19 protein-coding genes and 1 tRNA gene are annotated in these 25,534 nt (G+C 71.2%); 9 read left to right on the forward strand and 11 right to left on the reverse strand.

Annotated elements, in window-relative coordinates; genetic code table 11:
- Window positions 1-301: 301 nt before the first annotated feature.
- Window positions 302-841: a peptidylprolyl isomerase gene (locus OVA28_RS04090; protein WP_194626792.1), complete on the forward strand. Its 540-nt coding sequence runs from the start codon at window positions 302-304 to the stop codon at window positions 839-841.
- Between the two features lie 2 nt (window positions 842-843).
- Window positions 844-1,695 carry a rhomboid family intramembrane serine protease gene (locus OVA28_RS04095; RefSeq protein WP_194659598.1) on the forward strand — a complete coding sequence of 284 codons (852 nt, stop codon included), beginning with the start codon at window positions 844-846 and terminating at the stop codon, window positions 1,693-1,695.
- Between the two features lie 329 nt (window positions 1,696-2,024).
- Here the strand turns inward: OVA28_RS04095 and OVA28_RS04100 are convergent, their stop codons facing one another.
- The gene (locus tag OVA28_RS04100; protein WP_194659599.1) at window positions 2,025-2,282 is read right to left on the reverse strand and encodes a cell division protein CrgA; all 258 of its coding nucleotides are present in this window, start codon (window positions 2,280-2,282) and stop codon (window positions 2,025-2,027) included.
- A gap of 82 nt (window positions 2,283-2,364) precedes the next feature.
- Here OVA28_RS04100 and OVA28_RS04105 point away from each other — a divergent pair, with 82 nt between their 5' ends.
- Window positions 2,365-3,009, forward strand: a complete 645-nt coding sequence (locus OVA28_RS04105) for an anthranilate synthase component II (RefSeq protein ID WP_071278539.1) — start codon at window positions 2,365-2,367, stop codon at window positions 3,007-3,009.
- Window positions 3,010-3,107: 98 nt separating this feature from the next.
- Here the strand turns inward: OVA28_RS04105 and pknB are convergent, their stop codons facing one another.
- The 7 genes from pknB to OVA28_RS04140 form a co-directional block, all read right to left on the reverse strand.
- Complete coding sequence (gene pknB / locus OVA28_RS04110; protein WP_268095856.1) at window positions 3,108-4,913, reverse strand: Stk1 family PASTA domain-containing Ser/Thr kinase; 1,806 nt, start codon at window positions 4,911-4,913, stop codon at window positions 3,108-3,110.
- Between the two features lie 118 nt (window positions 4,914-5,031).
- Window positions 5,032-6,771 carry a protein kinase domain-containing protein gene (locus OVA28_RS04115; RefSeq protein WP_268095857.1) on the reverse strand — a complete coding sequence of 580 codons (1,740 nt, stop codon included), beginning with the start codon at window positions 6,769-6,771 and terminating at the stop codon, window positions 5,032-5,034.
- Window positions 6,768-8,222 carry a peptidoglycan D,D-transpeptidase FtsI family protein gene (locus OVA28_RS04120; RefSeq protein WP_268095858.1) on the reverse strand — a complete coding sequence of 485 codons (1,455 nt, stop codon included), beginning with the start codon at window positions 8,220-8,222 and terminating at the stop codon, window positions 6,768-6,770. Before OVA28_RS04120 ends, OVA28_RS04115 begins: the two co-directional genes overlap by 4 nt.
- A complete protein-coding gene (locus tag OVA28_RS04125) occupies window positions 8,219-9,658 on the reverse strand; it encodes an FtsW/RodA/SpoVE family cell cycle protein (RefSeq protein WP_194659602.1) in 1,440 nt (479 codons plus the stop codon). Before OVA28_RS04125 ends, OVA28_RS04120 begins: the two co-directional genes overlap by 4 nt.
- Window positions 9,655-11,019 carry a Stp1/IreP family PP2C-type Ser/Thr phosphatase gene (locus tag OVA28_RS04130; protein WP_194659603.1) on the reverse strand — a complete coding sequence of 455 codons (1,365 nt, stop codon included), beginning with the start codon at window positions 11,017-11,019 and terminating at the stop codon, window positions 9,655-9,657. The genes OVA28_RS04125 and OVA28_RS04130 overlap by 4 nt, the downstream gene beginning before the upstream one ends.
- A gap of 6 nt (window positions 11,020-11,025) precedes the next feature.
- Window positions 11,026-11,583, reverse strand: coding sequence for an FHA domain-containing protein FhaB/FipA (locus OVA28_RS04135; protein ID WP_194659604.1), 558 nt, complete (start codon window positions 11,581-11,583; stop codon window positions 11,026-11,028).
- Entirely contained in the window at window positions 11,580-12,257 is a 678-nt protein-coding gene (locus OVA28_RS04140; protein WP_194626801.1) for an FhaA domain-containing protein, read from the reverse strand. The genes OVA28_RS04135 and OVA28_RS04140 overlap by 4 nt, the downstream gene beginning before the upstream one ends.
- An 85-nt stretch (window positions 12,258-12,342) precedes the next feature.
- On the opposite strand from OVA28_RS04140, the gene OVA28_RS04145 reads away from it, so the two are divergent.
- The 3 genes from OVA28_RS04145 (at window position 12,343) to OVA28_RS04155 (ending at window position 14,765) form a co-directional block, all read left to right on the forward strand.
- Window positions 12,343-12,429, forward strand: a tRNA-Leu gene (locus tag OVA28_RS04145).
- Window positions 12,430-12,514: 85 nt separating this feature from the next.
- Window positions 12,515-13,498 carry an NAD-dependent epimerase/dehydratase family protein gene (locus OVA28_RS04150; protein WP_194659605.1) on the forward strand — a complete coding sequence of 328 codons (984 nt, stop codon included), beginning with the start codon at window positions 12,515-12,517 and terminating at the stop codon, window positions 13,496-13,498.
- 130 nt (window positions 13,499-13,628) lie between these two features.
- Window positions 13,629-14,765, forward strand: a complete 1,137-nt coding sequence (locus tag OVA28_RS04155; RefSeq protein WP_268095859.1) for an alpha/beta hydrolase — start codon at window positions 13,629-13,631, stop codon at window positions 14,763-14,765.
- 15 nt (window positions 14,766-14,780) lie between these two features.
- Here the strand turns inward: OVA28_RS04155 and OVA28_RS04160 are convergent, their stop codons facing one another.
- From OVA28_RS04160 to OVA28_RS04170, 3 genes are read right to left on the reverse strand one after another with little or no spacing between them, the layout of a single operon-like run.
- Window positions 14,781-16,127 (reverse strand): flavin monoamine oxidase family protein, encoded by a 1,347-nt coding sequence (locus tag OVA28_RS04160; RefSeq protein WP_268095860.1) that lies wholly within the window; start codon window positions 16,125-16,127, stop codon window positions 14,781-14,783.
- The gene (locus tag OVA28_RS04165) at window positions 16,124-17,713 is read right to left on the reverse strand and encodes a GMC family oxidoreductase (RefSeq protein WP_268095861.1); all 1,590 of its coding nucleotides are present in this window, start codon (window positions 17,711-17,713) and stop codon (window positions 16,124-16,126) included. The genes OVA28_RS04160 and OVA28_RS04165 overlap by 4 nt, the downstream gene beginning before the upstream one ends.
- Window positions 17,710-19,059 (reverse strand): alpha/beta fold hydrolase, encoded by a 1,350-nt coding sequence (locus OVA28_RS04170; RefSeq protein ID WP_268095862.1) that lies wholly within the window; start codon window positions 19,057-19,059, stop codon window positions 17,710-17,712. Before OVA28_RS04170 ends, OVA28_RS04165 begins: the two co-directional genes overlap by 4 nt.
- A gap of 132 nt (window positions 19,060-19,191) precedes the next feature.
- Between OVA28_RS04170 and OVA28_RS04175 the strand changes: the two genes are divergently transcribed.
- Genes OVA28_RS04175 through OVA28_RS04185 form a run of 3 tightly spaced genes read left to right on the forward strand, consistent with a single transcriptional unit; the run spans window position 19,192 to window position 25,504 of the window.
- Entirely contained in the window at window positions 19,192-21,741 is a 2,550-nt protein-coding gene (locus OVA28_RS04175; RefSeq protein ID WP_268095863.1) for a carboxylate--amine ligase/circularly permuted type 2 ATP-grasp protein, read from the forward strand.
- Window positions 21,741-23,555 carry an N-acetylglutaminylglutamine amidotransferase gene (locus OVA28_RS04180; protein ID WP_268095864.1) on the forward strand — a complete coding sequence of 605 codons (1,815 nt, stop codon included), beginning with the start codon at window positions 21,741-21,743 and terminating at the stop codon, window positions 23,553-23,555. Before OVA28_RS04175 ends, OVA28_RS04180 begins: the two co-directional genes overlap by 1 nt.
- Complete coding sequence (locus tag OVA28_RS04185) at window positions 23,552-25,504, forward strand: S9 family peptidase (protein ID WP_268095865.1); 1,953 nt, start codon at window positions 23,552-23,554, stop codon at window positions 25,502-25,504. Before OVA28_RS04180 ends, OVA28_RS04185 begins: the two co-directional genes overlap by 4 nt.
- Window positions 25,505-25,534: the final 30 nt, after the last annotated feature.

The raw sequence follows: 25,534 nt of genomic DNA on the forward strand, positions 1-25,534 counted from the left end.
TCGCGTTCTGGACGCGGGGTGCGATGTCCTTGCGTGCTGCGTCAGCGGCGTGCGAGCGGGCCTCGGCGAGGATCTCGTTCGCGTGCTCGAGCACCTTGCGCTGCTCACCGAGGAGCGTGGCGGTCTTGCCCTTGAGCTTCTTGATCTGCTTCCGGCGCTTGCGCGGCAGTTCGATCGTCGTCATCTGGTACCTCCATCGGAACGGCGTGGCCCCCATCCTGCCACCGCAACGCCTGACAGGTCACGGAGTCACAGCTGTGGGTACCGTCTGTACGCAGGGGACGCATGCGAGAATCGGAACATGTCTCTGCACACCGCTGTCGCAACGATCCACACGAACAAGGGCGACATCCGCGTCAACCTGTTCGGCAACCACGCTCCCAAGACCGTCAAGAACTTCGTCGACCTGGCCACCGGCCAGCAGGAGTGGACCCACCCGGGCACCGGCAAGGTCTCCACTGACAAGCTCTACGACGGCGTGGTCTTCCACCGCATCATCAAGGACTTCATGATCCAGGGCGGCGACCCGCTCGGCCAGGGCATCGGCGGCCCCGGCTACCGCTTCGACGACGAGATCTCGCCCGAGCTCACCTTCCAGAACCCGTACATCTTCGCGATGGCCAACGCCGGACTCCAGGGTGGCCGTGGCACCAACGGCTCGCAGTTCTTCATCACGACCGTGGCGACCCCCTGGCTCCAGGGCAAGCACACCATCTTCGGTGAAGTCGCCGACGACGAGTCCCGCGCCGTGGTCGACGCGATCGAGGGCGTCCCCACCGACGGTCGTGACAAGCCCGTCGAGGACGTCGTCATCAACAGCATCGACGTCGAGTCCGTCTGACCTTGACCGACCAGGCGTACAACCCGGCGAACTACTGCTACCGGCACCCGGACCGGCAGAGCTTCATCCTCTGCCAGCGGTGCGGACGGACGATCTGCACCGAGTGCCAGACGCCGGCGGCCGTCGGGGTGCACTGCCCGGAGTGCGTGCGCGAGCAGCGAGCGCAGTTCACCGCGAACCGTCGTGCGACCGGACCCAGCGGGTTCACGGTCGCACGACGGCGCTTCGCCATGCTCGACCAAAAGGCCACGGTGGTCATCGTCGCGGTCTCGGTCGCGATCTGGCTGCTCGACCAGGTGTCCGGGCGCTTCTTCACGCAGCTGCTCGGCTACAACGCGTACTACCTGCCGACGCAGCCCTGGCGCATGGTGACGTCGCTGTTCGTGCACTCGGGGTTCTTCCACATCCTGTTCAACATGTGGGCGGTGTTCATCTTCGGACGGATGCTCGAGAACATGCTCGGGTCGTGGCGGTTCCTCGCGCTGTACTTCCTGTCGGGCCTCGGTGGGTCGATGGCCGTGACGCTGCTGGCGCCGACGACCTCGGTGGTCGGTGCCTCGGGTGCGATCTTCGGACTCTTCGCGGCGTTCTTCGTCCTGCAGCGCAGCCTCGGCTCGAACGCGGTCTCCCTACTCGTGATCATGGGACTGAACCTGGTGATCGGGTTCCTCCCCGGGACGAACATCTCCTGGCAGGCCCACGTGGGTGGCATCGCGGTCGGCTTCCTCACCGGGTACGTCTTCTCGAAGACGCGCAACGTCCGGCAGCGGGGTCTGCAGATCGGCCTGCTCGTCGGTGAAGCGGTGCTCATCATCGCCCTCACGGTCGTCGGCTACGTCCTGGCTCTCGCCTGACCGACCGCTCGACCGTCACACTGCGAACGCCCCGTCACTGTTGTGGCGGGGCGTTTTCGTACCTGTGGACAACTCGGTGAGTTACACGCGTGTGATTATCCCCACTGTGGAAACACCTGTGGACAACTCCGGGTCCGGGGTGTGGAACGCGGTGTGGAGAACGCGTTCTTCTGTGGAGAACCCCAATTCCGTGGGCGGCAACAGCCCTGTCCTGTGGAGAACGCCCGCCGTTCGCCGGGCACACCACAACGCCCGCCGTCCGCCGGTCACACGAGAACGCCCGCCGCACCAGGAGGTGCAGCGGGCGTGGTCGTGAGGTCAGACGGGGCTCAGCGCCACCGTGTGGTCATCAGGAAGCCGACGAACATGATGCCGAAGCCGATCAGGATGTTCCACGAGTTCAGCGACGGGACCGGCAGCGTGCCCTGGGAGATGTAGAAGACGATCACCCAGGCGAGGCCGATCAGCATGAAGCCGAACATGACCGGCTTGAACCACACGGGGTTGGGCTGATCGCCCGCCGTGTCGACCGAGTCGGCTCGGGTGGTCGTCCGGGCGGGCTTGGTGCGGTCCTTGTCCTTGGCCATGGCCGGTATCCTACCGTGAACATGTGTGCGCACGGGCTGCACAGAGCCTCTGCACGACCCCCACGAGTACGGTGAACCGACCATGACCAGGATCCTCGTCGTCGACAACTACGACAGCTTCGTCTACACGCTCAACGGCTACGTGCAGCAGCTCGGCGCGCAGACCGACGTCGTCCGCAACGACGCCTTCCCCGAGTCCGAGATCGCGGACCGGCTCGCCGAGTACGACGGCGTGCTGCTCTCACCCGGTCCGGGCACGCCCGGGGACGCCGGCGTCTCGATCGCCACGGTGCACGCGGCCATCGACGCCGACAAGCCCCTGCTCGGCGTCTGCCTCGGCCACCAGGCCATCGCCGAGGCGCTGGGTGCGACCGTGACGCACGCCGAAGAACTCATGCACGGCAAGACCTCGCAGGTCGACCACGACGACAGCACGCTCTTCGCCGGGGTCCCGCACCCGTTCACGGCGACGCGGTACCACTCGCTCGCCATCGTGGACGGGACCGTCCCCGACGAGCTCACCGTGACGGCGCGCACCGGCGGCGGCGTCATCATGGGCGTCCAGCACCAGGACGCCCGCGTCTACGGTGTGCAGTTCCACCCGGAGTCCGTCCTGACCGAGGGCGGCTACCGCATGGTCGGCAACTGGCTGGAGACCACCGGGCTCACCGGTGCCGCCGACCGCGCAGCGGGCCTCGGCCCGCTGATCGCGTCCCGACAGGCCTGACGCACCCGCACCACCGGACTGGAGGCTCGTGACGGCGTCGCCACGAGCCTCCAGTCCGGTGGTGGGCCGGGTCCGCACGCGCGTGCAGACGGGACGGCTCAGTTGCCGCCGTCACCGCCGTCGTCGTCCCCGCCCTGGTCGCCGCCCGTGTCGTTCGTCGGTGCGGGGGGTGTGGTGGGTCGGTCGGAAGCGGCGCACCACGTGAGCGTGACGGTGCTGCCCTGGGCGATGTCGCCGGCTGGCGCGCTCTGCTGCACCACGGTGCCGCCGGTGCAGGAGTAGACCGGCTGCGACTGGACGGTGAGCCCGAGGTTCGCCAGCGTGGCGTTCGCGGTGTTGAACGGTTGCTGCAGGACGGCCGGCAGCGTCACGAGCCCGTTCGACACGGTCAGGTTCACGACGGTGCCCTTGGTGTGGCTGGTGCCGGAGGCCGGGTCAGAGCCGAGGACCGTCCCCTGGGGGACGGACGTCGAGTTCTCGGACGTGATCGAGCCGACGTCGAAGCCGGCGGCCTTGAGCGACTGCTCGGCGTCGTCCTGGGCCTGGTTCGCCACGTCGGGCACCGCGACCTGTTCCGGGCCGAGGGACACGACGACACGGATGTCCTGCTGCCGTGCCACTGCCGTGCCGGAGCCCGGTTCGGTGCGGATCACCGACCCGCTGGCCACGTCGTCGGAGTTCTCGTCGACGCGCAGCGGCTTCAGGTCGCGCCGTTCGAGCGCGCTCGACGCGGAGCTCCACGTCGCGCCGACGATGTTCGGGACGCTGACCGACGACGCGATCGGGGCCTGGCCGGGCTGCAGGTTCGCCACCCAGAACCCGACCCCGGTGATGACCGCGATCGTCAGCAGGATGCCCACCCAGATCCACGCGACCGGCGGCCGGTTCTGCGTGCGCTGTGGGCGGTGCTCCTGGGTGTCGTCGAGCTCGCGGAAGGCGACCTCGGAGTTCGTGGTGGTGCGGGGGTTGACCCCGAAGAGCATCGTCGAGGCGTCGTTCGCGCGCTGCTGCTGGAGCTTCTTCGTCGACGCCGGCACCTGGCCCGCTGCGGCCTGCTCGAGGTCGCGGCGGAACTCTGCCGCGTTCTGGAAGCGCCGGGTGCGGTCCTTCACGAGGGCGTGCAGGGTCACGGCGTCGATCGCCGGCGAGACCGACGGGGTGATCGTCGACGGGGGGACGGGCTGCTCGCTGACGTGCTGGTAGGCGACGGCGACGGGCGAGTCCCCGAGGAACGGCGGGCGGCCCGTCAGCAGTTCGAACAGGACGACACCGGTGGAGTACAGGTCGGTGCGGGCGTCGACGGTCTCGCCGCGGGCCTGCTCCGGGGAGAAGTACGACGCGGTACCGAGGATCGACGTGGTCTGCGCGACCGTGGCCGAGGTGTCGGTGATGGCGCGGGCGATGCCGAAGTCCATCACCTTGACCTGGCCGGTGGTGGTGACCATGACGTTCGCGGGCTTGATGTCCCGGTGGACGACGCCGGCGCGGTGCGAGTACTCGAGCGCGGTGAGGATGCCGCTGGTGATGCGGACGGCCTCGGCCTGCTCGACGGGGCCCTCGGCGATGACCTCGCTGAGCGGGCGGCCCTCGACGTGCTCCATGACGATGAAGGGGACCTGGACCTCGGCACCGGAGTTCTCGGTCACGGTCTCTTCGCCGGCGTCGTACACGCGGACGATCGTCGGGTGCGCCATGCGCGCGGCTGCCTGGGCTTCCTGGCGGAACCGCGTGCGGAAGGCCGGGTCGTTGGCGAGGCTCGGCTTGAGGAGCTTGACGGCCACGCGACGGCCGAGGCGTGTGTCCTGCCCGACGTGCACCGTGGCCATGCCGCCACGGCCGATCACGTCACCGATCTCGTAGCGGTTGGCGAGGAGGGTGATCCCCGCGGTCACACCTTCAGGCACGTACTCCTCCGAATGTCCGTCCGGGCAAGTGTACGACAGGGGTCCCTGACGAGAGGCTGGCCGGGGGGCCGTCCGGGCAACCGTTACCCGAACGGTGTGGACGGCCCCGCGGGCAGGATCAGTTCGAGTCCTGCGGGCCCGCCTGGGAGGGGTTACCGGACGGGGTCGGCGAGGGGGTCTCGGTCTCGACCGGCGCCTCCCACGTGGCGGTGGCGGCGTCCGAGTTCTCCGACGCCGTGAGGTTGCCGCAGGTCACGTTGTAAACGAACGAGACGTTCTGCCCGGCTGCGTCGGCCTGCACGTCGACGGCCTTCGACGTGGTGGTGCCGGACGTCGCACCGGAGCTGTCCTTGCCCCCGGTGACGCTCCACGAGTACTCCTTCACCGTGTACCCGGTGGGGCAGGTGGCGTCGGTCCAGGTGAAGGTGACGGCACCGTCGGTCGACACCGGACCGGCGCTCGGGGTGTTCGGCTTGTTCACCGTGGGCGGCGCGGTGTAGCTGCGCAGCGTGATGAGCGTGCCCTCAGCGACGCTCCCGGTCGGCGTGATCGACTGCACGGTGTTGGCCTGGTCGGCACTCGGCGCGGCGTCGCCGTCCTCGACGGTGACCTCGAAGCCGAGGTTCCGCAGCGCGGCCTGGGCCTCGGTGGTGCTGCGTCCGACGTAGTCGCTCTGGTTGACGAACAGCCGCTCCTGCGTGGGGGAGGACGACGGCGTCGGGCTCGGCTTCGGCGGTGCACTGCTCGAGGACGCGACCGGCTTGGGCTCGTCCTGGTTGGCGAAGGCGAACGCGGCGATGACGGCTCCCGCGAGCAGCAGCACGCCGATGGCCACGACCCACCAGATCCACGCCCGGCGCTTCTTCGGGGCCTCGTCTTCGTCCGCGAGCGGCGAGACCGGGGTCCGCGGGACACCGCCGACGGTGCTGCCGGCCTGCGTGCCGATGAGCGCCGTCGCTGCGTCGTTGCCCTGAGGCGGGTTGAACGCGACGGTGCCGGCGCCGCCGAGAGCGGGGACCGCGACGGTCGCTGCGGCGACGTCCCCACGACGGAGCGCCTGGGCCGCACGGGCCAGGTTGGCGGCAGTCGCCGGACGGTCGGCTGGCTTCTTCGCGATGCAGGAGATCACGAGGGCGGCGACCGGCTCCGGGACGTCCCCCGGGAGCGCGGGCGGCTGCTCGTTGATGTGCGCCATCGCGATCGCGACCTGCGACTCGCCCGTGAAGGGTCGGCGACCCGCCAGGCACTCGTACGCGACGATGCCGAGCGAGTAGATGTCGGTCGACGGGGACGCCGGGTGTCCGCTCGCCTGTTCCGGCGAGAGGTACTGGACCGTGCCCATCACCTGGCCGGTCGCGGTGAGCGGGACCTGGTCGGCGATGCGGGCGATGCCGAAGTCGGTGATCTTGACGCGGCCGTCCGGCGTGATCAGCAGGTTGCCCGGCTTGATGTCGCGGTGGACGAGGCCGACGGCGTGCGCGGCCTGCAGGGCGTTGGCGGTCTGCGCGACGATGTCGAGGACCTTGTCGACGGGCAGGGTGTGCTCGCGCTCGATCATCGTCGAGAGGGCCTCGCCCGGGACGAGCTCCATCACGAGGTAGGCGCTGCCGTCCTCCTCGCCGTAGTCGAAGACGTTGGCGATGCCCTCGTGGTTCACGAGCGCAGCGTGCCGGGCCTCGGCGCGGAACCGCTCGAGGAACCCGGGGTCGCCGAGGTACTCGTCCTTGAGGATCTTGAGGGCGACGGTCCGTCCGATGACGAGGTCGGTCGCCTGCCAGACCTCTCCCATGCCGCCGATGGCGACTCGGGACGAGAGTTGGTACCGCCCACCGAAGGTGAGTCCGCTGGTGGGTCTCATTTGTTCAGCACCGCCTCCATGACGTTCTTCGCGATCGGGGCCGCGACCGTGTTGCCGACACCGGACTGTCCGCGCCCGCCGCCGTTCCCGACGACGACCGCCACGGCGACCTCCGGGTCCTTCGCGGGAGCGAACCCGGTGAACCACAGCGTGTAGGGGTCACCCGTTCCGCCCTCGGCCGTTCCGGTCTTGCCGGCGACGTCGACCCCGTCGATCTTCGCATTGGTTCCGGTCCCCGCCTTCACGACGCTCTGCATCGCCTCGGTCAGGTCGGACGCCTCGGAGTTCGACAGCGGGCTGCTGTACTGCTTCGGCGAGAACGACTGCACGGTCTTCAGGTCGCTCGTCGTGATCGAGTCGACGAGCGACGGCTGCATGACCGTGCCGCCGTTCGCGATGCCGGCGGAGACCATCGCCATCTGCAGCGGGGAGACGCGGACGCTGGCCTGGCCGAACGAGCTCAGCATGAGCTGGGCCGTCGAGTCCACGGCGGGGTACTGGCTGGCGGTCGCACGCATCGGGACGTCGATCGCGTCGCCGAAGCCGTACTTGTCCGCCATCGCCTTGATCGTGTCGTAGCCGAGCTTCTGACCGAGCTCCGCGAACGGGATGTTGCACGAGTTCTGGATGGCGACGCGGAGCTTCACGGTGTCGCCACCGCCGCACGAGCCGCCCTCGGCGTTGTTGATGTAGCTGCTCGTGCCCGGCAGCTGCAGGCGCGACGGGTTCGGGAACTCGGAGTCGAGGTCGTACTTGCCGCCCTGGAGCGCCGCGGACGCGACGATGAGCTTGAAGACCGATCCGGGCGTGTACAGGTCGCCGCCGATGGCGCGGTTCTGCAGCGGCGTCGGCGTCTGCGCCAGCAGGGCGTCGTACTGCGCCTTGACGGCCTTGGTGTCGTGGGACGTCAGCGAGTTCGGGTCGTACTCGGGCTTCGACACCATCGCCAGGATCTTGCCGGTCTTCGGCTGGATCGCTACCACGGCGCCGCTGTTCGCGCCGAGGGAGTCGTACGCGGCGCGCTGCACGTCGGGGTCGATGGTCAGGTTGACGTTGTCGCCCTGGACGTCCTGCCCCGTGAGGATCGAGTTGAGGTTCTGGAAGAACGAGTCGTCCGAGTTGCCGGACAGCACGGTGTTCTCGGCGCCCTCGATGCCGGTGTTGCCTTGGCCGATCGTGAAGTACCCCGTGACGGCCGAGTAGAGCGCGCCGTCGGAGTACTTCCGCTGGTACCGGTACTGGTCGTCCACGGCCGTCGACTCGGCGATCGGGGTGCCGTTGACCAGGATCGCGCCGCGCTTGTTCGAGTAGCTGTCGAGGATCGTGCGGGAGTTCCGCGAGTCGGCTCGGAGCGAGTCGGCCGCGAAGAACTGGATCGAGGTCGTCGACACGAAGAGCGCGACGAACATGAGCACGACGATCGTCGAGACGCCGCGGAGCTGCCGGTTCATCGACGCGCCTTCCTGCTGCGCCCGCGAGCGGACCCGCCGAGCGCGTCGCCGCGGTCGGAGAGCACGCGCTGTTCCGCGGGGATGGAGTCGGTCAGCCGCAGCAGCATCGCCGCGATGATCCAGTTGGCGACCAGGGACGAACCACCGGCGGCCATGAAGGGCGTCGTCAGACCCGTCACCGGGATGATCCGGGTGATGCCACCGACGACGACGAAGACCTGCAGGGCGATCGTGAACCCGAACCCGATGCCGAGGAGCTTGCCGAAGTCGTCCTGCGCCATGAAGCCGACGCGGATGCCGCGGGAGGCGAGCACGATGAACAGGGCGAGGATCGCGAAGACGCCGATCAGCCCGAGCTCCTCGCCGAGCGACGCGATGATGTAGTCCGCGTTGGCGACGGGCGTGATGTAGGGGCGTCCCTGGCCGAGACCGGTGCCCGTGATGCCGCCGTTCGCGAAGCCGAAGAGGCCCTGGACCAGCTGGTAGCTCGCCTGCGTCGACGCGTTGTAGATCGTCGGGTCGAACGGGTTCAGCCACTGCTCGAACCGGCCGTGCACGTACTCGAGGACGTTCGCGGCGACGAGCGCACCGCCGATGAACAGCACGAGGCCGATGACGACCCAGCCGAGGCGTCCCGTGGCGACGTAGATCATGACGAGGAACAGGCCGAAGTAGAGCAGGGCGGTGCCGAGGTCGCGCTGGAACACCAGCACGCCCATCGCGACGCCCCAGACGATCAGGATCGGGCCGAGGTCACGGGCTCGCGGGAACGTCATCCCGAGGAACTTCTTGCCGACGATGGACAGGCTGTCCCTGGCGGTGACGAGGTAGCCGGCGAAGAACAACGCCATCGTGATCTTCGCGAGCTCGCCCGGCTGGAACGTGAACGGGCCGAGGTGGATCCAGACGCGTGCTCCGCCGCGTGCGTAGCCGAGCCCCGGGAGGATCGGCATGAGCAGCAGCGCCACCGTCAGGAACATGAAGATGTACCGGTACCGCTGCAGGAAGCGGTGGTTCCGGACGAGGACCAGGGTGACGATCGCCAGGACCATCGCGAGGAGCGTCCACACGATCTGCTTGACGCCGATCGCCGCCCACCCGAGGTCACCGTTGTGGACGTCGATGCGGTAGATCTCCGCGATCCCGATGCCGTTGAGCACCAGGGCGACGGGCAGGATGAAGGGGTCGGCGTTCTTCGCGACGATCCGCAGCACCACGTGCATGACCAGGGCCAGGCCGAGGATCGACCCGCCGGCCCACAGCACCGAGGTGTCGAACAGTCGGCCCTTGGTGCCGAGCTGCACGAGCACCATCGCGCCGGCACAGATGCCGCAGGCGATGACGAGCAGCGCCAGCTCGAGGTTGCGGGCGCGGGCGGGCTCACGGAGCTTGATCGTGATCGCCTGCGTGAAGGACTGCTGCGCGGTGGCGGTCATCGTCCACCCCGCGTGGCACTCGGGGACGGCGAGGGCGACGTTGAGCGCGTCGGGCTCGGACTCGGGGACGACGAGCCGCCGGAGCCGCCCGTGCCGGACTGGTCCTGCCCGGTCCGTGCAGCGGTGCGCAGGCGGTCGACGATGTCACGGGCGTCGGAGAGCGACTGCGCGTTGATCGTCGAGCGGACGTTCTCGCGGGTGTACTCCGGCAGGTCGGAGACCTCGACGCCGGAGTCCTCGTAGACGTCGGACAGCGCGAGCGGACCGATCTGCTGCTGCACGCCCTTGTAGATCGCGACCTGACCGCGGTCGGACCCGACGTAGTAGTGGTCCTGCACGATGCGCCAGCCGAGGAACACGGCGCCGACGAGGGCGGCGACGGCGAGCACGAGCGCGATCGTCCAGGTGATCCGGCGACGCACACGGCGGCGGCGGTCCTCGGCGATGAGCTCGGCGAAGTACTGGTCGCTCTCGGGCTCGAAGTGCGAGTCCTCGGGGGCGGTGGTGACCTTGAGCGGGTGCAGCAGGATGGTGGGGAGGCGGATCGGCTTGCGGCCGGTCGAGGCCTCGAAGGTGAGGGGTGCCGCCGCCGACCCCACGGTGGTGGCGGCGTCGTCGTCGTCCTCGGTCGGGACCGTGTCGGTGACGTCCATCACGACGACGGTCACGTTGTCCGGGGCGCCGTGGTCGAGCGTCTCCTTGACGAGTCGCTGCGTGACCTGGTTGGCGTCCATGTTCGACGCCAGCGCGTGCCGGATGCGTTCCTCGGCGAGGTAGGAGGACAGCCCGTCCGAGCAGAGCAACCAGCGGTCGCCGGGTCGGATGTCCATGATCGCGGTGTCGACCTCCGGTGCGGCGTCGACGTCGCCGAGCACGCGCATCAGCACGGAGCGCCGCGGGTGGACCGCCGCCTCTTCCGGGGTGATGCGCCCGCTGTCGACGAGCCGTTGCACGAAGGTGTGGTCCGAGGTGATCTGCTGCAGCTCGCCGTCGCGGTGGCGGTAGATCCGGGAGTCGCCGATGTGCGCGATCGCGAGCTGGTCGCCCACGCGGATCATGGCGCTCACCGTGGTGCCCATGCCGGTGAGCTCCTGGTGCTCGAACACGGTCTCGGTGATGAGCTGGTTCGCGGCGATCAGCGCCGACTGCAGGGCGAACTCGGCGTCGTGCGCGGAGGGGAACTCGCGGTCGACCTCACGGATGCGACGGATCGCGATCGCTGAGGCGACGTCGCCGCCGGCGTGACCGCCCATGCCGTCCGCCACGGCGAACAGGTGCGCTCCCGCGTAGCCGGAGTCCTGGTTGTTGGCGCGGATGCGCCCGACGTGGGACACAGCGGCGCTCAGCGTGCGAGCGGTCATCCGGGGCTACCGCCGCAGCTCGAACGTGGTCGTCCCGATGGTGATCGGCGTGCGCTCGGCCACGGTGACGGGGGAGGTCACCTTCTGCCCGTTGACGAACGTGCCGTTCGTGGACTCCAGGTCGATGACGACCCAGCCGGACGACTGCAGTTCGAGCCGTGCGTGGTTGGTGGAGGTGTAGTCGTCGCGGATGACGACGTTGCTCTCGCTGGAGCGGCCGACCGTGATCGGGCCGCGGCCGAGCGGCATCTCCATGCCTTCACGGGCGCCCTCGGTGATGACCAGTCGGGTCGCGACGTCCGTGGCGGCCGGCCCGCTGCCTCCCGCTCGGTTCTGGTCGATCAGCTCCGTGAACGAGCCGGCCCCGCCGGCCGCGGCAGCGCCGCTCGCTGGGATGGTCGGCGTCGTCGGGCCCGAGGGGGCGCCCTTCGGGTCCGTGGGGATGGTCCGGACGCGCTGGCCGAAGAGGTCGCTGCGCAGGGCGAACACGATGACGAAGACGAACAGCCAGAGCACCGCGAGGAACGCGAAACGCAGGACGAGCAGGGTCAGTCCTGTGGTCATCGCGCACCTCCGTTCTCAGGGATCACCCGGAACACCATACGGGTACGACCGATCTCGATGGTGGAGTCCGGCTCCACGATCGCCTGCTGGAACCGTTCGCCGTTCAGCTTGGAGCCGTTCGTGGACCCGAGGTCGTTGGCCTGCGCGTGCTTGCCGTCCCACACGACCTCGACGTGCTTCCGGCTGGTCCCGGTGTCCGCGACGGTGATGTCGGCGTCGGTGCCGCGGCCGATCACGGTGCGGCCGCGCTGCAGCTTGTGCCGCTGCGACCCGATGTCGAGGACGGCCACCCAGGCGACGTCGCGCTGCACGGTGGTGGCGTCGATCTGCAGGATGCCGGTGGACAGCGTGCCGTCCTGCTGCAGACGGATGGTGACCGGGCCGGAGAACGAGTAGTTCTGCGCCACCGCGTGCTGCTGCACCATCTGCGTGAGTTCGTCGACCAGGGGACGGCCGACGTCGTTCATGCGCGTGAAGTCCGGCGGCGCGAGGCGCACGCTGAACTCGTTCGGCACCAGGATGCGGTCGCGCGACACGACGGCGGCCTTGGTGTCGAGTTCGCGTCGGAGCGCGCTGGAGATCTCCACCGGCTGCACGCCGGAGCGGAAGGTCTTCGCGAACGCACCGTTGACGGCGCGTTCCAGTCCCCGCTCGAAGCTGTCCAGCAGTCCCATGGGCTCCCACGTTCTCGGTCGATGACCTCTGCATGGTAGTCGGCGTCAGCTGGGGCATTCTGTGCGTGGTAGTCTTCCATGGCTGGCGCGAGTGGCGGAATTGGTAGACGCGCACGGTTCAGGTCCGTGTGCTGGAAACGGCGTGGGGGTTCAAGTCCCCCCTCGCGCACCAGGCAGGACGAAGGCCCCGATCGAGAGATCGGGGCCTTCTCGCATTCCCGGGCACCGCCCCGACCGCCGCGGCCTACGGTGGCCGCATGAGCCCTCAGCGCGTGGTCGTCATCGGCGGCACCGGACACATCGGCACCTTCCTCGTCCCGCGGCTGGTCCGCGCCGGACACGACGTCGTGAACGTCAGTCGGGGGACGCGATCGGCCTACGTCGACGCCCCGGAGTGGGAGCAGGTCGAACAGGTCGTCGCCGACCGCGAGCAGGAGGACCGCGACGGCACCTTCGGCGAGCGGGTCGTCGGACTGCGTCCCGACGTGGTCGTCGATCTGGTCTGCTTCACGCTCGAGTCCGCCGTCGCGCTGGTCGAGCGGCTGCGCGGCACCGGCGTGCACCTGGTCCACTGCGGCTCCATCTGGCGTGCGGGGCCGAGCTCGGTGGTGCCGATCACCGAGGAGAACGGCACGGCCCCCGTCGGTGAGTACGGCGTCGAGAAGGACCGCATCGCCCGGATGCTCAAGCAGGAAACTGCCGATGGGGGTGTCGTGACGACGTCGCTCCACCCTGGGCACATCAGTGGACCGGGCTGGATGCCGATCGGTCCGGTGGGCAACCTCGACCCCGGCGTGCTGCGCACGCTGTCCGCCGGCGAGTCGCTCGCGATCCCGGGGATCGGCGCGGAGACGATGGCGCACGTGCACGCCGACGACGTCGCCCAGGCCTTCCAGCTCGCGGTCGAGCACCGGGACGCCGCCGCCGGCGAGGACTTCACCGTGGTCGCCCCGGACGCGCTGAACGTCCGTGGGTACGCGTCGCTCGCGGCGTCGTGGTTCGGCCAGGAGGCCCGGCTCGAGTCCGTCCCGTTCGACCGGTTCCGTGAGACCACCGACCAGGACGCGGCGCAGGCGAGCTGGGACCACCTGTCCCGCAGCCAGGTCTTCAGCATCGACAAGGCGCGGCGCCTGCTCGGTTACGAGCCGCAGCACACCGCGGGGGAGACCGTCGAGGAGGCGGTCCGCTGGCTCGTCGAGCACGGGGAGCTCGAGGTCGCCGCGCCGCTCGTGACCGCCTGAGGTCCGCTGGGGCGCTGCCGGCACCTGGACGGATCCCGGGCGTGGGCTGCGCGTGGACACGGAGGACCCTCAGCGATCGGGCTGTTCCGGGCGGTCGGTTCCCGGCGCGTGTTCGTACGCTCTGGTGCTCATGCGGAGCAGCGAACGTCCCGGACCCGGCCTGGTGATCGTCACGGTGTTGGTCGTCCTCACCGTGGTCAACCTGGGCGTCTCAGCGACCTGGTGGGTCCGGTCCGGAGAGCCCGTGGCCGCCCGCCTCCCCACGGCGCAGTCGTCGCCGCGGGACCCGGTGGCCTCGCGGCCGTCCCCGCGGTCGTCTGCCCCGTCGTCTCCCCGGTCGGGCACCGGCTCCGCGCAGGACAGGGCCACGACCGGCATCCCGGCGGCCGAGGCACCGTCGGGGACGCCCGCACCGGCCTCGGAGGACCTCGCACGCACCTGGACGGCGCCCGCTGACATGCCGACGGCCGGGCTGCTGCTGCACGTGGACATCCCCGGAGTCCGGTCGCACTTCCCCGCCCGACGGGCTCTGCTCTACCTGCCGCCCGCCGCGCTCACCGCCGACCCGCCGGACCTGCCGGTCGCCGTGCTGCTCTCGGGGCAGTCGCGCGGAGCAGGTCCCACGGACGTGGAGGACGGCGGGCACATCGCCGCGACGGCGGACGCCCTCGCCATGACCCATCGTGGCCTGGCACCGATCGTCGTCGTGCCCGACCAGCTCGGGCCGGACTCCGGCAACCCGCTGTGCGTCGACGGACCGCTCGGCAACAGCCGGACGTACCTGGAGGACGACGTCCCCGCGTGGGTCACCGCCCACCTGCGGGTGCAGTCCGGGCCGTCGGAGTGGACGATCGGTGGCTTCTCGCAGGGTGGTACCTGTGCGATCCAGATCGGCGCGGGGGATCCCGGACGGTTCGGCAACCTCATCGACGTGTCCGGTGAGGCTGCACCGAGCCGGGGAACCGTCGCGACGACGGTGGCCGAGGGGTTCGACGGGGACGTCGCCGCCTACCGCGCGGCCGTGCCGGCTGCGGTCCTCGCCGAGCACACGCCGTACCGGTCGTCCGACGCCTTCTTCGCCGTCGGCCAGGACGACCGCGTCTTCGGCCCGGTCATGCCCGTGATGGCGCGGGCCGCGCAGGCTGCCGGCATGCGCGTGGACTCGTGGGTGGTCCCGGGGGGCGGACACAACTGGACGACGGCGGCAGCCAGCCTCGCTGCCGGGCTCTCCTGGGAGACGGCGCGGGTCGGGCTCGCACCGGCGTGACCGGGGCCGGACGGGTCAGGCGACCGGGCTGAGCAGGTCGTCGACCGAGACCTCGACGTCGAGGATCCGGTTCGCCGCTCGGAGTCCGGACAGCAGGGCACCGTGCACCGTCGCGGGGTCGTCCGACCACGTGGCCTCGCCGGCGAGCTGCACCCGTCCGGAGGGCGTGGCGAGCCGGTCGTGGTCGTCGACCGTCGCACCGACGTGCAGGTACGAGTACGACCCGCGCGTGTAGGGGTCGGCCGCCCACCGGGTGATCCGGACGGCGTCGGGGGTCGGCACGTCGGGGCCGTACATGTGCCGGAGCGCAGCGAGGCCCTCGGCCACGACCTCGTCGTCGGACAGGCGTTCGAGCCGCCTGGCGCTGTCGCCGCCGACGAGGGCCGCGAGCACGGGCTCACCCGTCGCGCGGGACATGTCGTACCAGGAGTGCCAGTCGGACCCCGCTGCACCCTGCTGCCGGATCACCCACGAGTCCCAGAACTTGACGGGGAAGCGCAGGAAGACCTTGTCGTACACGCCCATCCCGAGCCGCTCGACGGCATCGGCGGCCGGGGCCTCGAGGGGCGGGTCGAACCGGACGTCGCCGGCCTGCAGGACGCCGAGCGGCACGGTCACGACCACGTGCTGGGCGCTGGAGACCGAGCCGTCCGCGGTGGTCACCCGGACCTCGTCGTCGCGCTGCTCGACGAGGGTCACGACGGCCTCGGTGCGGATGTCGAGGCCGTCGGACAACGCGGTGACGTACTGCTGGTACCCGCTGGGGAACACCACCTGGTCCCCGGGCAGGTGGTCGGGGTCGAGCCCGTGGGCGTCGATCTCCGCAGGGGGTGCGCCGGTGAAGTCCTCGGACCGGTGCGCGAGGTACTCCTCGACGCGGAGGGCACGGGCGTCGCCCCAGCCGAGGTCGGCGACGACGCGGGCGACCACGTCGGCGTAGGTGGTACCGGCGGGGGCGGCGTCCACCGCTGCCGGCAGGAGGTCCTCGACGGTGTGCAGGTCGGCCAGGAAGGCCCCGGCGGGCACCTCGGTCAGCCGTGCGCCGGCGGGGTCGTGCCACGCGATGGGGCGGCCCTCGAACTGGAAGCTCCCGACGGAGAACTCGACGGTCTCGATGTCGAGGGACTTCGCCATCGACCAGAGCGGGTTGCCGTCGACACCGAGGATCCACGACGCACCGAGGTCGACCGGCACCCCGAGGGCGTCATCCGTCCAGGTGCGGCCGCCGATCCGGTCGCGGGCCTCGAGCACGACGACCTCGACGCCGTTCAGCGCCAGGGCACGGGCAGTGGCGATGCCGGCGATCCCGGCCCCCACGACGATGACGTCCACGCGGACCAGTCTGCACCGGTCGGCCGTCACACGGCAGTGAGCAGTGCCTCGTCCCGGTCGGCGCGGACGTCGTCGCGGAGCATGCGGTCCGCCGTGCGGAGCGAGAGCGCCATGATCGTCAGCGCCGGGTTCGCGATGAGGGAGCTCGGGAAGACCGAGTTGTCCACGATCCACAGGTTCGGCACGTCCCACGACCGACCGGCAGCGTCCACGACGGAGCTCGCGGCGTCGGTGCCCATCCGCGCCGTGCCGACGGTGTGCGCCGTGCGGTCGAGGACGCGGACGTCGCGGCCGCCGGCGGCCTCGACGATCGCCGTCATCGTGCGGACGGCGTGCCGGGTGATCGCGGCCTCGTTCTCGCCGGGCGAGAAGCTGACGCGGGCCTTCGGCACCCCGTTCGCGTCGAGTTCGTCGGAGAGCACGAGCCGGTTGTCGTCGTACGGCAGGCACTCGGCGTTGATGCCGACGCCGGCCATGTACGGGTAGTCCTGGATCGCCCGGACGAGGGCTGCGCCGCGGAGTCCGCCACCCCGCACGAGCGACGTCGTCAGCGTCTGGGGCTGGGCACCGAGGCTCTGGATGAGGTAGCCACCGGCGAAGTCGGCGCCCTCGGGACGGATGAAGTCCTCGGTGATGATCGACGACGGGTAACCGCGGTAGGACCGCATCGACTCGTCGAACTTCGCCCAGACCTGGGTGGCGCCGTGCGCGGTGAAGTTCCGCCCGACCTGGCCGCTGCTGTTCGCGAGCCCGGTGTGGAGCAGCAGGCGCGGCGTCTCGATCCCGCCGGCAGCGAGGACGAGGGCACGGCACCGCTGGCGGTGGTCGCGGCCGTCCTGGCGGTAGACGACGGCCTCGACCTCGCCGCGGGCGTCGAGCTCGATGCCGTGCACGAACGCACCGGGACGGATCTCGGCGCCGAAGGCCACGGCCGCGGGCAGGTAGGTCGTGTCCATCGAGACCTTCGCACCGTTGCGGCAGCCCTGGTGGCAGGACCCGCACGACACGCACGCCTGACGCAGTCCGTGGTGCTCCTGCATCCGGTCCTCGGTCGTGAGCCCGACGGGGGCGTCCGTCGCGGTGATCCCGACCTCGGCGGCCCCGCGGATCATCATGTCCGAGGAGGCGTTCCGCGCCGGCGGTCCCATCAGGTACCGCCGCTCGGGGTCCCACGGGTAGTGCGCGGGACCGGCGACGCCGACGTCGTGTTCGGCCTGCTCGATGTACCGGACCAGGTCGGTGTGCTCGATCGGCCAGTCCTCGCCCTCGCCCGAGTCGGTGCGCAGGTGGATGTCGTGCTCGTTGGGCCGCGGGGTGAACGCACCCCAGTGCAGCGTCGACCCGCCGACACCGGTGCCGCTGTTGTTCGGGCCGAACGCCGTGGGTGCGCTGCCGCCGCTGATGCGCTCGTCCATCCAGTTGATGTCCGCGGGCGCCTCGACCTCGTCCGGGGTGTGGTCGCCGGGCTCGGTGTTCGGGCCGGCCTCGAGCGCGACGACACGGAGGCCCTTGCGGGCCAGGGTCGCGAGCAGCGGAGCGCCGCCGGCCCCGGTGCCGACGACCACCACGTCGACGATGTCGTCCTCGTCGTACCGGCGCTGGTTGGTCAGGTTCATCGTGTGGCTCCCGCCGGTTCCCATGCTTCGCGCTGCCCGGCTCCGAGGAGCAGGAAGCCCTGTTTGCGGACGCCGTCGCCACCGTTGGCGAAGCCGTCGTAGTCGATGTCGGCCATCGTGGCCGGGTGCGTGACCCAGTGCTTCGCCAGGTCGACCGCGGCGTCCTCGGCCCAGGCACGGAGCTGCTCGGCGTCGAAGGGGCCTGCGGCTGGGGTGTGCTCGCCGGCGGTGACGGCGTCGAGCACCGTGGCGAGGTGCTCGTCCGACCGGGCGGCCTCGGGCGCGAGGGCGTCGAGTCCGGCGCGGTAGGCCTCGACGTCCACCGGAAGGCCGTCCGGACGCCAGCCGTCGCCGAGTCCGGCCGCGAGCTGGGCGTCGACGCGGAGCGCGAGGTCGATCGAGTGGTCGCCGGGCTGCGGGACGACGACGCGGGCGAGCGCCCGGAGCGTCTCGAGCTGCGCCCTCGACAGGGCCTTCGGTGCTGCGCTCGGGTCGTCGGCCAGGGACCGGACGGCGAGGATGCCGCGCGTCCGGGCGCTGACCCGGGGCGAGGCGAGGACGCGGACGCTGCTCGCCGGGACGACGGGGCCAGGAGCGACACGGCGTTCCCAGAAGGCGCGGATGCGGTCGGCGACCTCGTCCGGGCGTTCCCACGGCAGCAGGTGCGCGGCCCCGGGGACGACGTCGAACTCGCCGGCGGTCCAGTGCGGGAGGTTCAGCTCGCGCTGGGCGTCCGGGCCGAGGTCGCCGTCGCCGACACCCGCCAGGATCAGTGCCGGCACCGGGTTCGGCGGGAACTGCGTGGACCAGTCCTCGCGGCTGCCGCGGACGAGCCAGTCGGTCCAGGCTCGGGGGTCGGCGCGCTGGACGTCGTGCACGGCCATGGCGTGCGGTTCCGGGGGCAGCCGGGAGTCGGTGTTCGCCTCGACGAAGGTGTCAGCCTCGTCCGGGCCGATCTCGCCGTCGGCGGCCCAGCCGAGCATGGTCGCGCGGCGGTCGTCGTCCATGGGCTCGGGGGAGAGCGGGGACGCGGCCAGCAGCACCACGGCGCGCAACCCGAACAGGCCGTTCGCGCCGTTGACCGTCCGTGACGCCACGACCGAGGCGACCTTGCCGCCCATGGAGTGCCCGATGAGCACCCACTCGGTGGCTCCGCTGCGGCCGACCGCCCGCTCGACGAGCTCGGCCATCTCCTCGACCGTCGTGCCGGTGACGGCGGAGCTCCGGCCGAAGCCGGGCAGGTCGATGCCGATCAGGTCCAGGGTGCCGGCGAGACGGGCGCGGAGCGTCGCGAACTCCTCGGAACTCGACCCGAGGGCGTGGAGGCAGAACGCGGTGGCCGTCATGTCTGTAGTCCTACGGGTCACGCCGCCGCGGTTCACAGCACGCTGTACCCCGTTGACGCGTGTTTGTTACGACCGCGCGAAGATCTCCCGCGACGCAGGCTCAGCCACGGGTCCCGGCGATAGGTTCCAGACATGAGTGCAGAGCTGACGCTCGGCGCCGAGGAAGAGCTGCACCTCATCGACCTCGAGTCCGGCCGACTTTCCGCGAAGGCCCCGCGCCTTCTGCCCAAGCTGCCATCGGACCGCTTCGGCGCCGAACTGCAGCGCACGACCATCGAGACGAACACCCCCGTGGTGACGACGCTCGACGACCTGCGGCGGGTGATCGTCGACCTGCGGAGCGAGCTCTCCGCGGCCATCGCCTCGGCGGGTGTCACCATCGCCGCCGTCGGCACCGCGCCCAGGTCCGAGTACGCCGACTTCGAACTGACCTCGGGTGGCCGCTACGGCCGCATGCAGGAGCAGTACCGGATGCTCGTCGACGAACAGCTCATCTGCGGCCTGCAGGTGCACGTCGGGGTGAGCGACCGCGACCTGGCGGTGGAGATCGCCCAGCGCGTGGCCCCGGTGCTCCCGGTGCTGCTGGCGCTCAGCGCGTCGAGTCCCTTCTGGAACGGGCAGGACACCGGGTACGCGTCCTTCCGGAGCATCATCTGGCAGCGCTGGCCGTCCGCCGGCAGCTTCGGTCGGGTCGAGAACGCGGCGGAGTACGACCGCGTGCTCGACGACCTCATCGCCTCGGGTGTGATCGCCGACAAGAAGATGGCGTACTTCGACGTGCGGCCGTCCTCGCACGCCCCGACGCTCGAGCTCCGGGTCTGCGACGCCACGCCCGTCGTCGACGACGCGGTCCTCATCGCCGGGCTGTTCCGCGCCGCGGTCCGGCGGGCCGAGAAGGCGATCGAGTCCGGCGCCGAGTGGCACCCCCGGAGCGAACCGCTGCACCGCGCGGCGATGTGGCAGGCGGCCCGCAGCGGTCTCAGCGGCGAACTGCTCGGCCTCGGCCAGCACCCGGAACGGCTGCCCGCCGAGGTCGCCGTCCGGCAGCTCGTCTCCCGGCTGCGTCCGGAGCTCGAGGAGCTCGGCGACTGGGGCACGGTGAGCAGCCTGCTCGAGGACACCCTGGCGCGCGGCAACTCGACCGACCGCCAGCGCACCGCGTACGCCGAGCGCGGGGAGCTCGACGACGTCGTGACCCAGGTCGTCGAGGACACCGCCGGCACGCCGTCCGGCCGCGACGAGCACCCGATCATCGCGATCCCGTCGTACCGGGTCCGTGCCGGTGACGAAGCCGTCGGTCCCGGTGCCCGCCCGCGCCCGGCCTTCCGCGACCTCGCCGCGTTCTTCCGCGGCTGGGACGCCGACACGACGATCGAGCACTGCACCGCCCGCGACGTCTGGACCCGCGTGCACGAGATCGGCTTCGTCGTCGACGGCGGGGTGCAGCAGTTCGGGTGCGACCTCGTCCCGCGCACGGTCAGCGCGTACGAGTGGGCGCAGCTGGAGCAGGGCCTCGGGCAGCGGGCCCGGGCGATCGAGCTGTTCCTCCGCGACGCCTACGGCCCGCGGCGGATCGTGGCCGACGGCGCGATGGACGAGCACGACGTCGTCGGGAAGAACGGCTGGGACCCGGACGCCGAGCGCCTCCCGCAGCACGCCGTCCGCGCCCCGGTGATGGGCTTCGACCTGGTCCGCAACGAGTTCGGCGGCTGGCGGGTGCTCGAGGACAACGTCCGTTCACCCTCCGGTGTCGCGTACGGCCTGGCGCTCCGCGAGCTGATGGACGACGTCGTGCCCGACGCGCCGCGTCCCGACCGGCTGCGTGACCCCTCCGGCGTCCCGGCGCTCCTCCGCGAGACGCTGCGGCGGAACGCCGCCGCCGTCACCGGCAACCAGGACCCGGTGCTGGCGCTGGTGACCGACGGCCCCGGTGCCGGCGCCTGGTACGAGCACCGCCGGCTGTCCGACGGGGCCGGGATGCGCCTCCTGACCGAGTCGGACCTCACCGTCCGGGACGGTCACGTCGTCGAGGCGGCGACCGGCGACGTGCTGGACGCGCTCTACCTGCGGGTCGACCGCGACGTGCGCGCACTGGCGAGCGGACACCTGCCGGACCTCGGCGCCCAGGTCCTCGACGCCGCTGCCGCCGGGGACGTCTACCTGGCGAACGCCCCCGGCAACGCCCTCGTCGACGACAAGGCCATGTACGTCAACGTGCCGGACCTGATCTGGTACTACCTCGAGGAGAAGCCGTTGCTCGAGTCGGTGCCGACCTACCGCACCAGCATCGAGGGCGAGCGGCTGTCCGTACTCGACCGCGTCGGGGAGCTCGTGACGAAGCCCGTCGACGGCGAGGGCGGACGCGGGGTCCTCATCGGCCCGAGCGCGAGCGCTCCCGAGGTCGCCGAACGCCGCCGGGAGATCGCGGCGGACCCGGCCGGTTGGGTCGGACAAGAGGTGGTGCAGCTCTCCTCGCACCCGACCATCGGTCCCGCCGGGCTCGACCCGCGGCACGTCGACCTGCGCGCGTTCGTCTACGTCACCGGCACCGGTCCGGACGACACCCACCTGGCCGACGTCGCACTCACCCGCGTCGCACCCGAGGGCAGCATGGTCGTGAACTCCTCGCGGGGCGGCGGCGCGAAGGACACCTGGATCATCGGGACGACAGGGGAACGCTGATGTGCGGGCTCGCGGGTGAGATCCGGTTCGACGGCACCTCCCCGGACGTCGGGGCGGTCGCACGGATGACGGGGTGCCTGGCGCACCGCGGTCCGGACGGCGACGGACTCTGGGCGCGTGGTCCGGTCGCGCTCGGGCACCGTCGGCTGTCGATCGTGGACCTGTCGACGGCCGGTGCGCAGCCGATGGTCGTGCCGCGCCTCGGCCTGACGATCGCCTACAACGGCATGGTCTACAACTACCGGCAGCTCCGCGACGAACTGCACGGCAAGGGCCACACCTTCTTCTCGACGTCCGACACCGAGGTGATCGTCACCGCGTACGCCGAGTGGGGCACCGCGTTCGTCGAGCACCTCATCGGGATGTTCGCCATCGCGATCTGGGAGCACGGCAGCGGTCGACTCGTCCTGGCGCGCGACCGGCTCGGGATTAAGCCGCTCTACGTCGCCGCGGTGCCCGGCGGCCTGCGGTTCGCCAGCTCGTTGCCCGCGATCCTCGCCGGTGACCGCCACGACGACGGCACCACCGGCGCGCACGCCGTCGACACCTCCGTCGACCCGGTCGCCCTGGCGTCCTACATGACCTTCCACTCGATCGTCCCGGCACCGCGCACGATCCTGTCCGGCGTCGGCAAGCTGCCACCCGCCACCGTCCGGGTGGTCGAGCCCGACGGCACCAGCACGGACACCACCTACTGGGAGCCGCGGTTCGAGCGCGACCCGGCGAGGGCGGACTGGTCCGACGCGGACTGGCAGCAGGCCTTCATCGACTCGCTCCGCACCGCCGTCGAGCGCCGCATGGTCGCCGACGTGCCGGTCGGGGTGCTGCTCTCCGGCGGCATCGACTCGTCCCTCGTGGTCGCGCTGCTCGCCGAGGCCGGCCAGCGGGACCTCGCCACGTTCAGCATCGGCTTCGAGTCGGCAGGCGGGGAGTCCGGCGACGAGTTCGAGTACTCCGACGAGGTCGCGCGCCACTTCGGCACCGACCACCACCGCATCCGGATCCCGTCCGACCGCCTGCTCGACGGCATCGACGGGTCGATCGCCGCGATGAGCGAGCCGATGGTCAGCCACGACTGCGTCGCGTTCTGGCTGCTGTCGCAGGAGGTCTCGCAGCACGTCAAGGTCGTGCAGTCCGGCCAGGGCGCCGACGAGGTCCTGGGCGGCTACAGCTGGTACCCACCGCTCGCCGACGTCCCGCGCGACCAGGCCGCCGAGGCGTACCGGTCCGTCTTCATGGACCGCCGGTGGGCGTCCCTGCAGGGCCTGCTCGGGGAGCGTTGGCGGAGCGACGACGACACCCCGTCGGCCTTCGTCGACCGCGAGTTCGCCCGCCCGGGCGCCGAGACGAGCGTCGACGCAGCGCTCCGGAGCGACACCACGATCATGCTCGTGGACGACCCGGTGAAGCGCGTCGACAACATGACCATGGCGTGGGGCCTCGAGGCCCGCGTGCCGTTCCTGGACCACGAGTTCGTCGAGCTCGCCGGCGCGGTCCCGCCGGCCCTGAAGCTCGCCGACGGCGGCAAGGGCGTCATGAAGCGCGCTGCGCGTGGCATCGTCCCCGACGCCGTCATCGACCGCACCAAGGGGTACTTCCCGGTGCCGGCGATCCGGCAGCTCGAGGGTCCGTACCTGGAACGGGTCCGCCAGGCCCTGCACGCTCCGGAGGCCCGGGAACGCGGCCTCTTCGACCCGGGTACGGTCGAGCGGATGCTCCAGGACCCGAACACGACGAGGACCGAGATCGGTGCGAACGCGCTCTGGCAGCTCGGCCTGATCGAGATGTGGCTGCAGCACCAGGGGGTGCGGTGAGCGAGATCCGGCCAGGAGGCTCGACCCACGTCGCGTCCGCACCGCGCGTCGGGTCCGTGGCCGGTCCCGGCGCCGTGGCCGGCTCCGCCGCTGACCTCGGCGAGCGGCTCGCCGCCGCCTGGGGCTCGTGGGGACCCACCATGACGCGGAACGCCCGCCGGGTGGCGTTCGTGAGCGACCGGCACGGCAGCCCCGAGGTCTTCGTGCAGGACGTCGTCGTCGACGGACCCCTGCCCGAACCGACCCGGATCACGCTGAGCGACGACCCGGTGATCCGCGTCTCGTGGTCGTCCGACGGCGAGTGGCTCGCCGTGGCCATCGCGACCGACGGCGGCGTGAAGCAGCAGGTCTGGGTGGTCCGACCCGACGGCACCGACCCCGCGCAGATCGCCGGGTCCCGGTACCAGCACGCCGAGCTCGGGCCGTGGAGCCGCAGCGGCCACCGGGTCGTCATCACGCTGCCCTCGACCGAGGCCGACCAGCCCGCCCGCGCGTACCTCGTCGACCCCGTGTCCGGTGACCGCGACGACCTGGCCCTCGGGGAGCTCATCCACGTGCTCGACCTGTCCGTCGAGGAGCGCCTCGTGGTGCTGCGCGACGGGCAGCGCGGCCACGAGTTCGTCGTCGTCGTGGACCGGCTCACCGACGAGGACCACCCGCTCCTCACCGACCCGCCGTCGGGCTCGGCCGAGATCGCGTTCATGCGACCCTCGCCCGCGAGCGAGACCAGCCCGCTCGTCGCCTACGTCGCCACCGAGGCCGGCGCACCCCGACGCCAGCTCGTCGCCCAGCCCGTCGGCCCGCACGGGTGGCGCGGACGCCCGCGGAGCATCGTCGCCCGGCCCGACGCCGAACTCGAGTTCCTCGACGCCGACGACGCCGGCCGCACCGTGCTGCTCGGCTGGAACGTCGACGGGCGCAGCGAGCTCGAGCTCATCAACACGCACGACGCCTCGCGCACCCCCGTGCCCGACCTGCCCGGCGAGGTCGTGACCGACCCCGTGCTCAGCCGCGACGGCCGGAGCGTCCTGCTCGCGGTCGAGGGGCCGACCCACCCGCGGGAGCTCTGGCGCCTCGACACGAACGCCCTCACCTGGAGCCGCGTCACCGACGTGCCCGACCTGCCCGCCGTCGCGCTCGTCGAGCCGACGCTGGAGCGCGTGCGGGCACGGGACGGACTCGAGCTGACCGGGTGGCTGTACCGGGCGGTGGAGCCGGCCGTGTCGTCGACCGGGACCGGCGTCGGGACGGGTGTCGAGCCTCCCGTCCGCGCTGCGATGATCCACCTGCACGGCGGACCGGAGTCGCAGGAGCGACCGACCTTCTCCGCGCAGCACCAGGCGCTCGCCGCGGCGTGCATCACCTTGTTCGCCCCGAACATCCGCGGCTCGTCCGGGTCCGGGCACGAGTTCGTGCACGCGGACGACCTCGGGTTGCGGTGGAACGCGCTCGCGGACGTCGTCGACTGCGCGCGGTGGCTCGTGACGAACGAGCTGGCCGACCGGTCGCGCGTGGCGGTCGAGGGCCGGTCCTACGGCGGCTACGCGACGCTCGCATCGCTCGCCTTCACGCCCGACGTGTTCGCGGCCGGGGTCGCGGTGTGCGGCATGAGCGACTTCGCGACGTTCTACCGGGACACCGAGCCGTGGATCGCGGCAGCGGCGGCGACGAAGTACGGCCACCCCGTGGACGACGCCGCACTGCTCGACGCCCTGTCGCCGATGCGCGCGATCGACGAGGTGACCGCGCCGCTGCTCGTCGTGCACGGCGAACTCGACACGAACGTGCCGATCGGTGAGGCGCACCAGGTCGTCGCCGCGCTGCGGGAGCGGTCGCACGACGTCGCCTACCTGGAGCTCGAGGGCGAGGGGCACGAGTACCGCCGCCGGTCGTCCCAGGCGCTCCTCGTGCGCCGCATGGTCGAGTTCCTGGCGTCGCGCCTGGCCTGACCGGGTGCGGCGGGACATCGTGGATTCTCT

Source organism: Curtobacterium sp. SL109, from assembly GCF_026672405.1.
GTDB lineage: Bacteria > Actinomycetota > Actinomycetes > Actinomycetales > Microbacteriaceae > Curtobacterium.

What these genes read in the sequence shown, in the direction of transcription:
- OVA28_RS04090 (WP_194626792.1), top strand. Translation starts at nt 302, where the DNA reads ATGTCTCTGCACACCGCTGTCGCAACGATCCACACGAACAAGGGCGAC.
- OVA28_RS04100 (WP_194659599.1), bottom strand. Translation starts at nt 2,282, where the DNA reads ATGGCCAAGGACAAGGACCGCACCAAGCCCGCCCGGACGACCACCCGA.
- OVA28_RS04105 (WP_071278539.1), top strand. Translation starts at nt 2,365, where the DNA reads ATGACCAGGATCCTCGTCGTCGACAACTACGACAGCTTCGTCTACACG.
- OVA28_RS04115 (WP_268095857.1), bottom strand. Translation starts at nt 6,771, where the DNA reads ATGAGACCCACCAGCGGACTCACCTTCGGTGGGCGGTACCAACTCTCG.
- OVA28_RS04120 (WP_268095858.1), bottom strand. Translation starts at nt 8,222, where the DNA reads ATGAACCGGCAGCTCCGCGGCGTCTCGACGATCGTCGTGCTCATGTTC.
- OVA28_RS04125 (WP_194659602.1), bottom strand. Translation starts at nt 9,658, where the DNA reads ATGACCGCCACCGCGCAGCAGTCCTTCACGCAGGCGATCACGATCAAG.
- OVA28_RS04130 (WP_194659603.1), bottom strand. Translation starts at nt 11,019, where the DNA reads ATGACCGCTCGCACGCTGAGCGCCGCTGTGTCCCACGTCGGGCGCATC.
- OVA28_RS04135 (WP_194659604.1), bottom strand. Translation starts at nt 11,583, where the DNA reads ATGACCACAGGACTGACCCTGCTCGTCCTGCGTTTCGCGTTCCTCGCG.
- OVA28_RS04140 (WP_194626801.1), bottom strand. Translation starts at nt 12,257, where the DNA reads ATGGGACTGCTGGACAGCTTCGAGCGGGGACTGGAACGCGCCGTCAAC.
- OVA28_RS04150 (WP_194659605.1), top strand. Translation starts at nt 12,515, where the DNA reads ATGAGCCCTCAGCGCGTGGTCGTCATCGGCGGCACCGGACACATCGGC.
- OVA28_RS04155 (WP_268095859.1), top strand. Translation starts at nt 13,629, where the DNA reads ATGCGGAGCAGCGAACGTCCCGGACCCGGCCTGGTGATCGTCACGGTG.
- OVA28_RS04165 (WP_268095861.1), bottom strand. Translation starts at nt 17,713, where the DNA reads ATGAACCTGACCAACCAGCGCCGGTACGACGAGGACGACATCGTCGAC.
- OVA28_RS04170 (WP_268095862.1), bottom strand. Translation starts at nt 19,059, where the DNA reads ATGACGGCCACCGCGTTCTGCCTCCACGCCCTCGGGTCGAGTTCCGAG.
- OVA28_RS04175 (WP_268095863.1), top strand. Translation starts at nt 19,192, where the DNA reads ATGAGTGCAGAGCTGACGCTCGGCGCCGAGGAAGAGCTGCACCTCATC.
- OVA28_RS04180 (WP_268095864.1), top strand. Translation starts at nt 21,741, where the DNA reads ATGTGCGGGCTCGCGGGTGAGATCCGGTTCGACGGCACCTCCCCGGAC.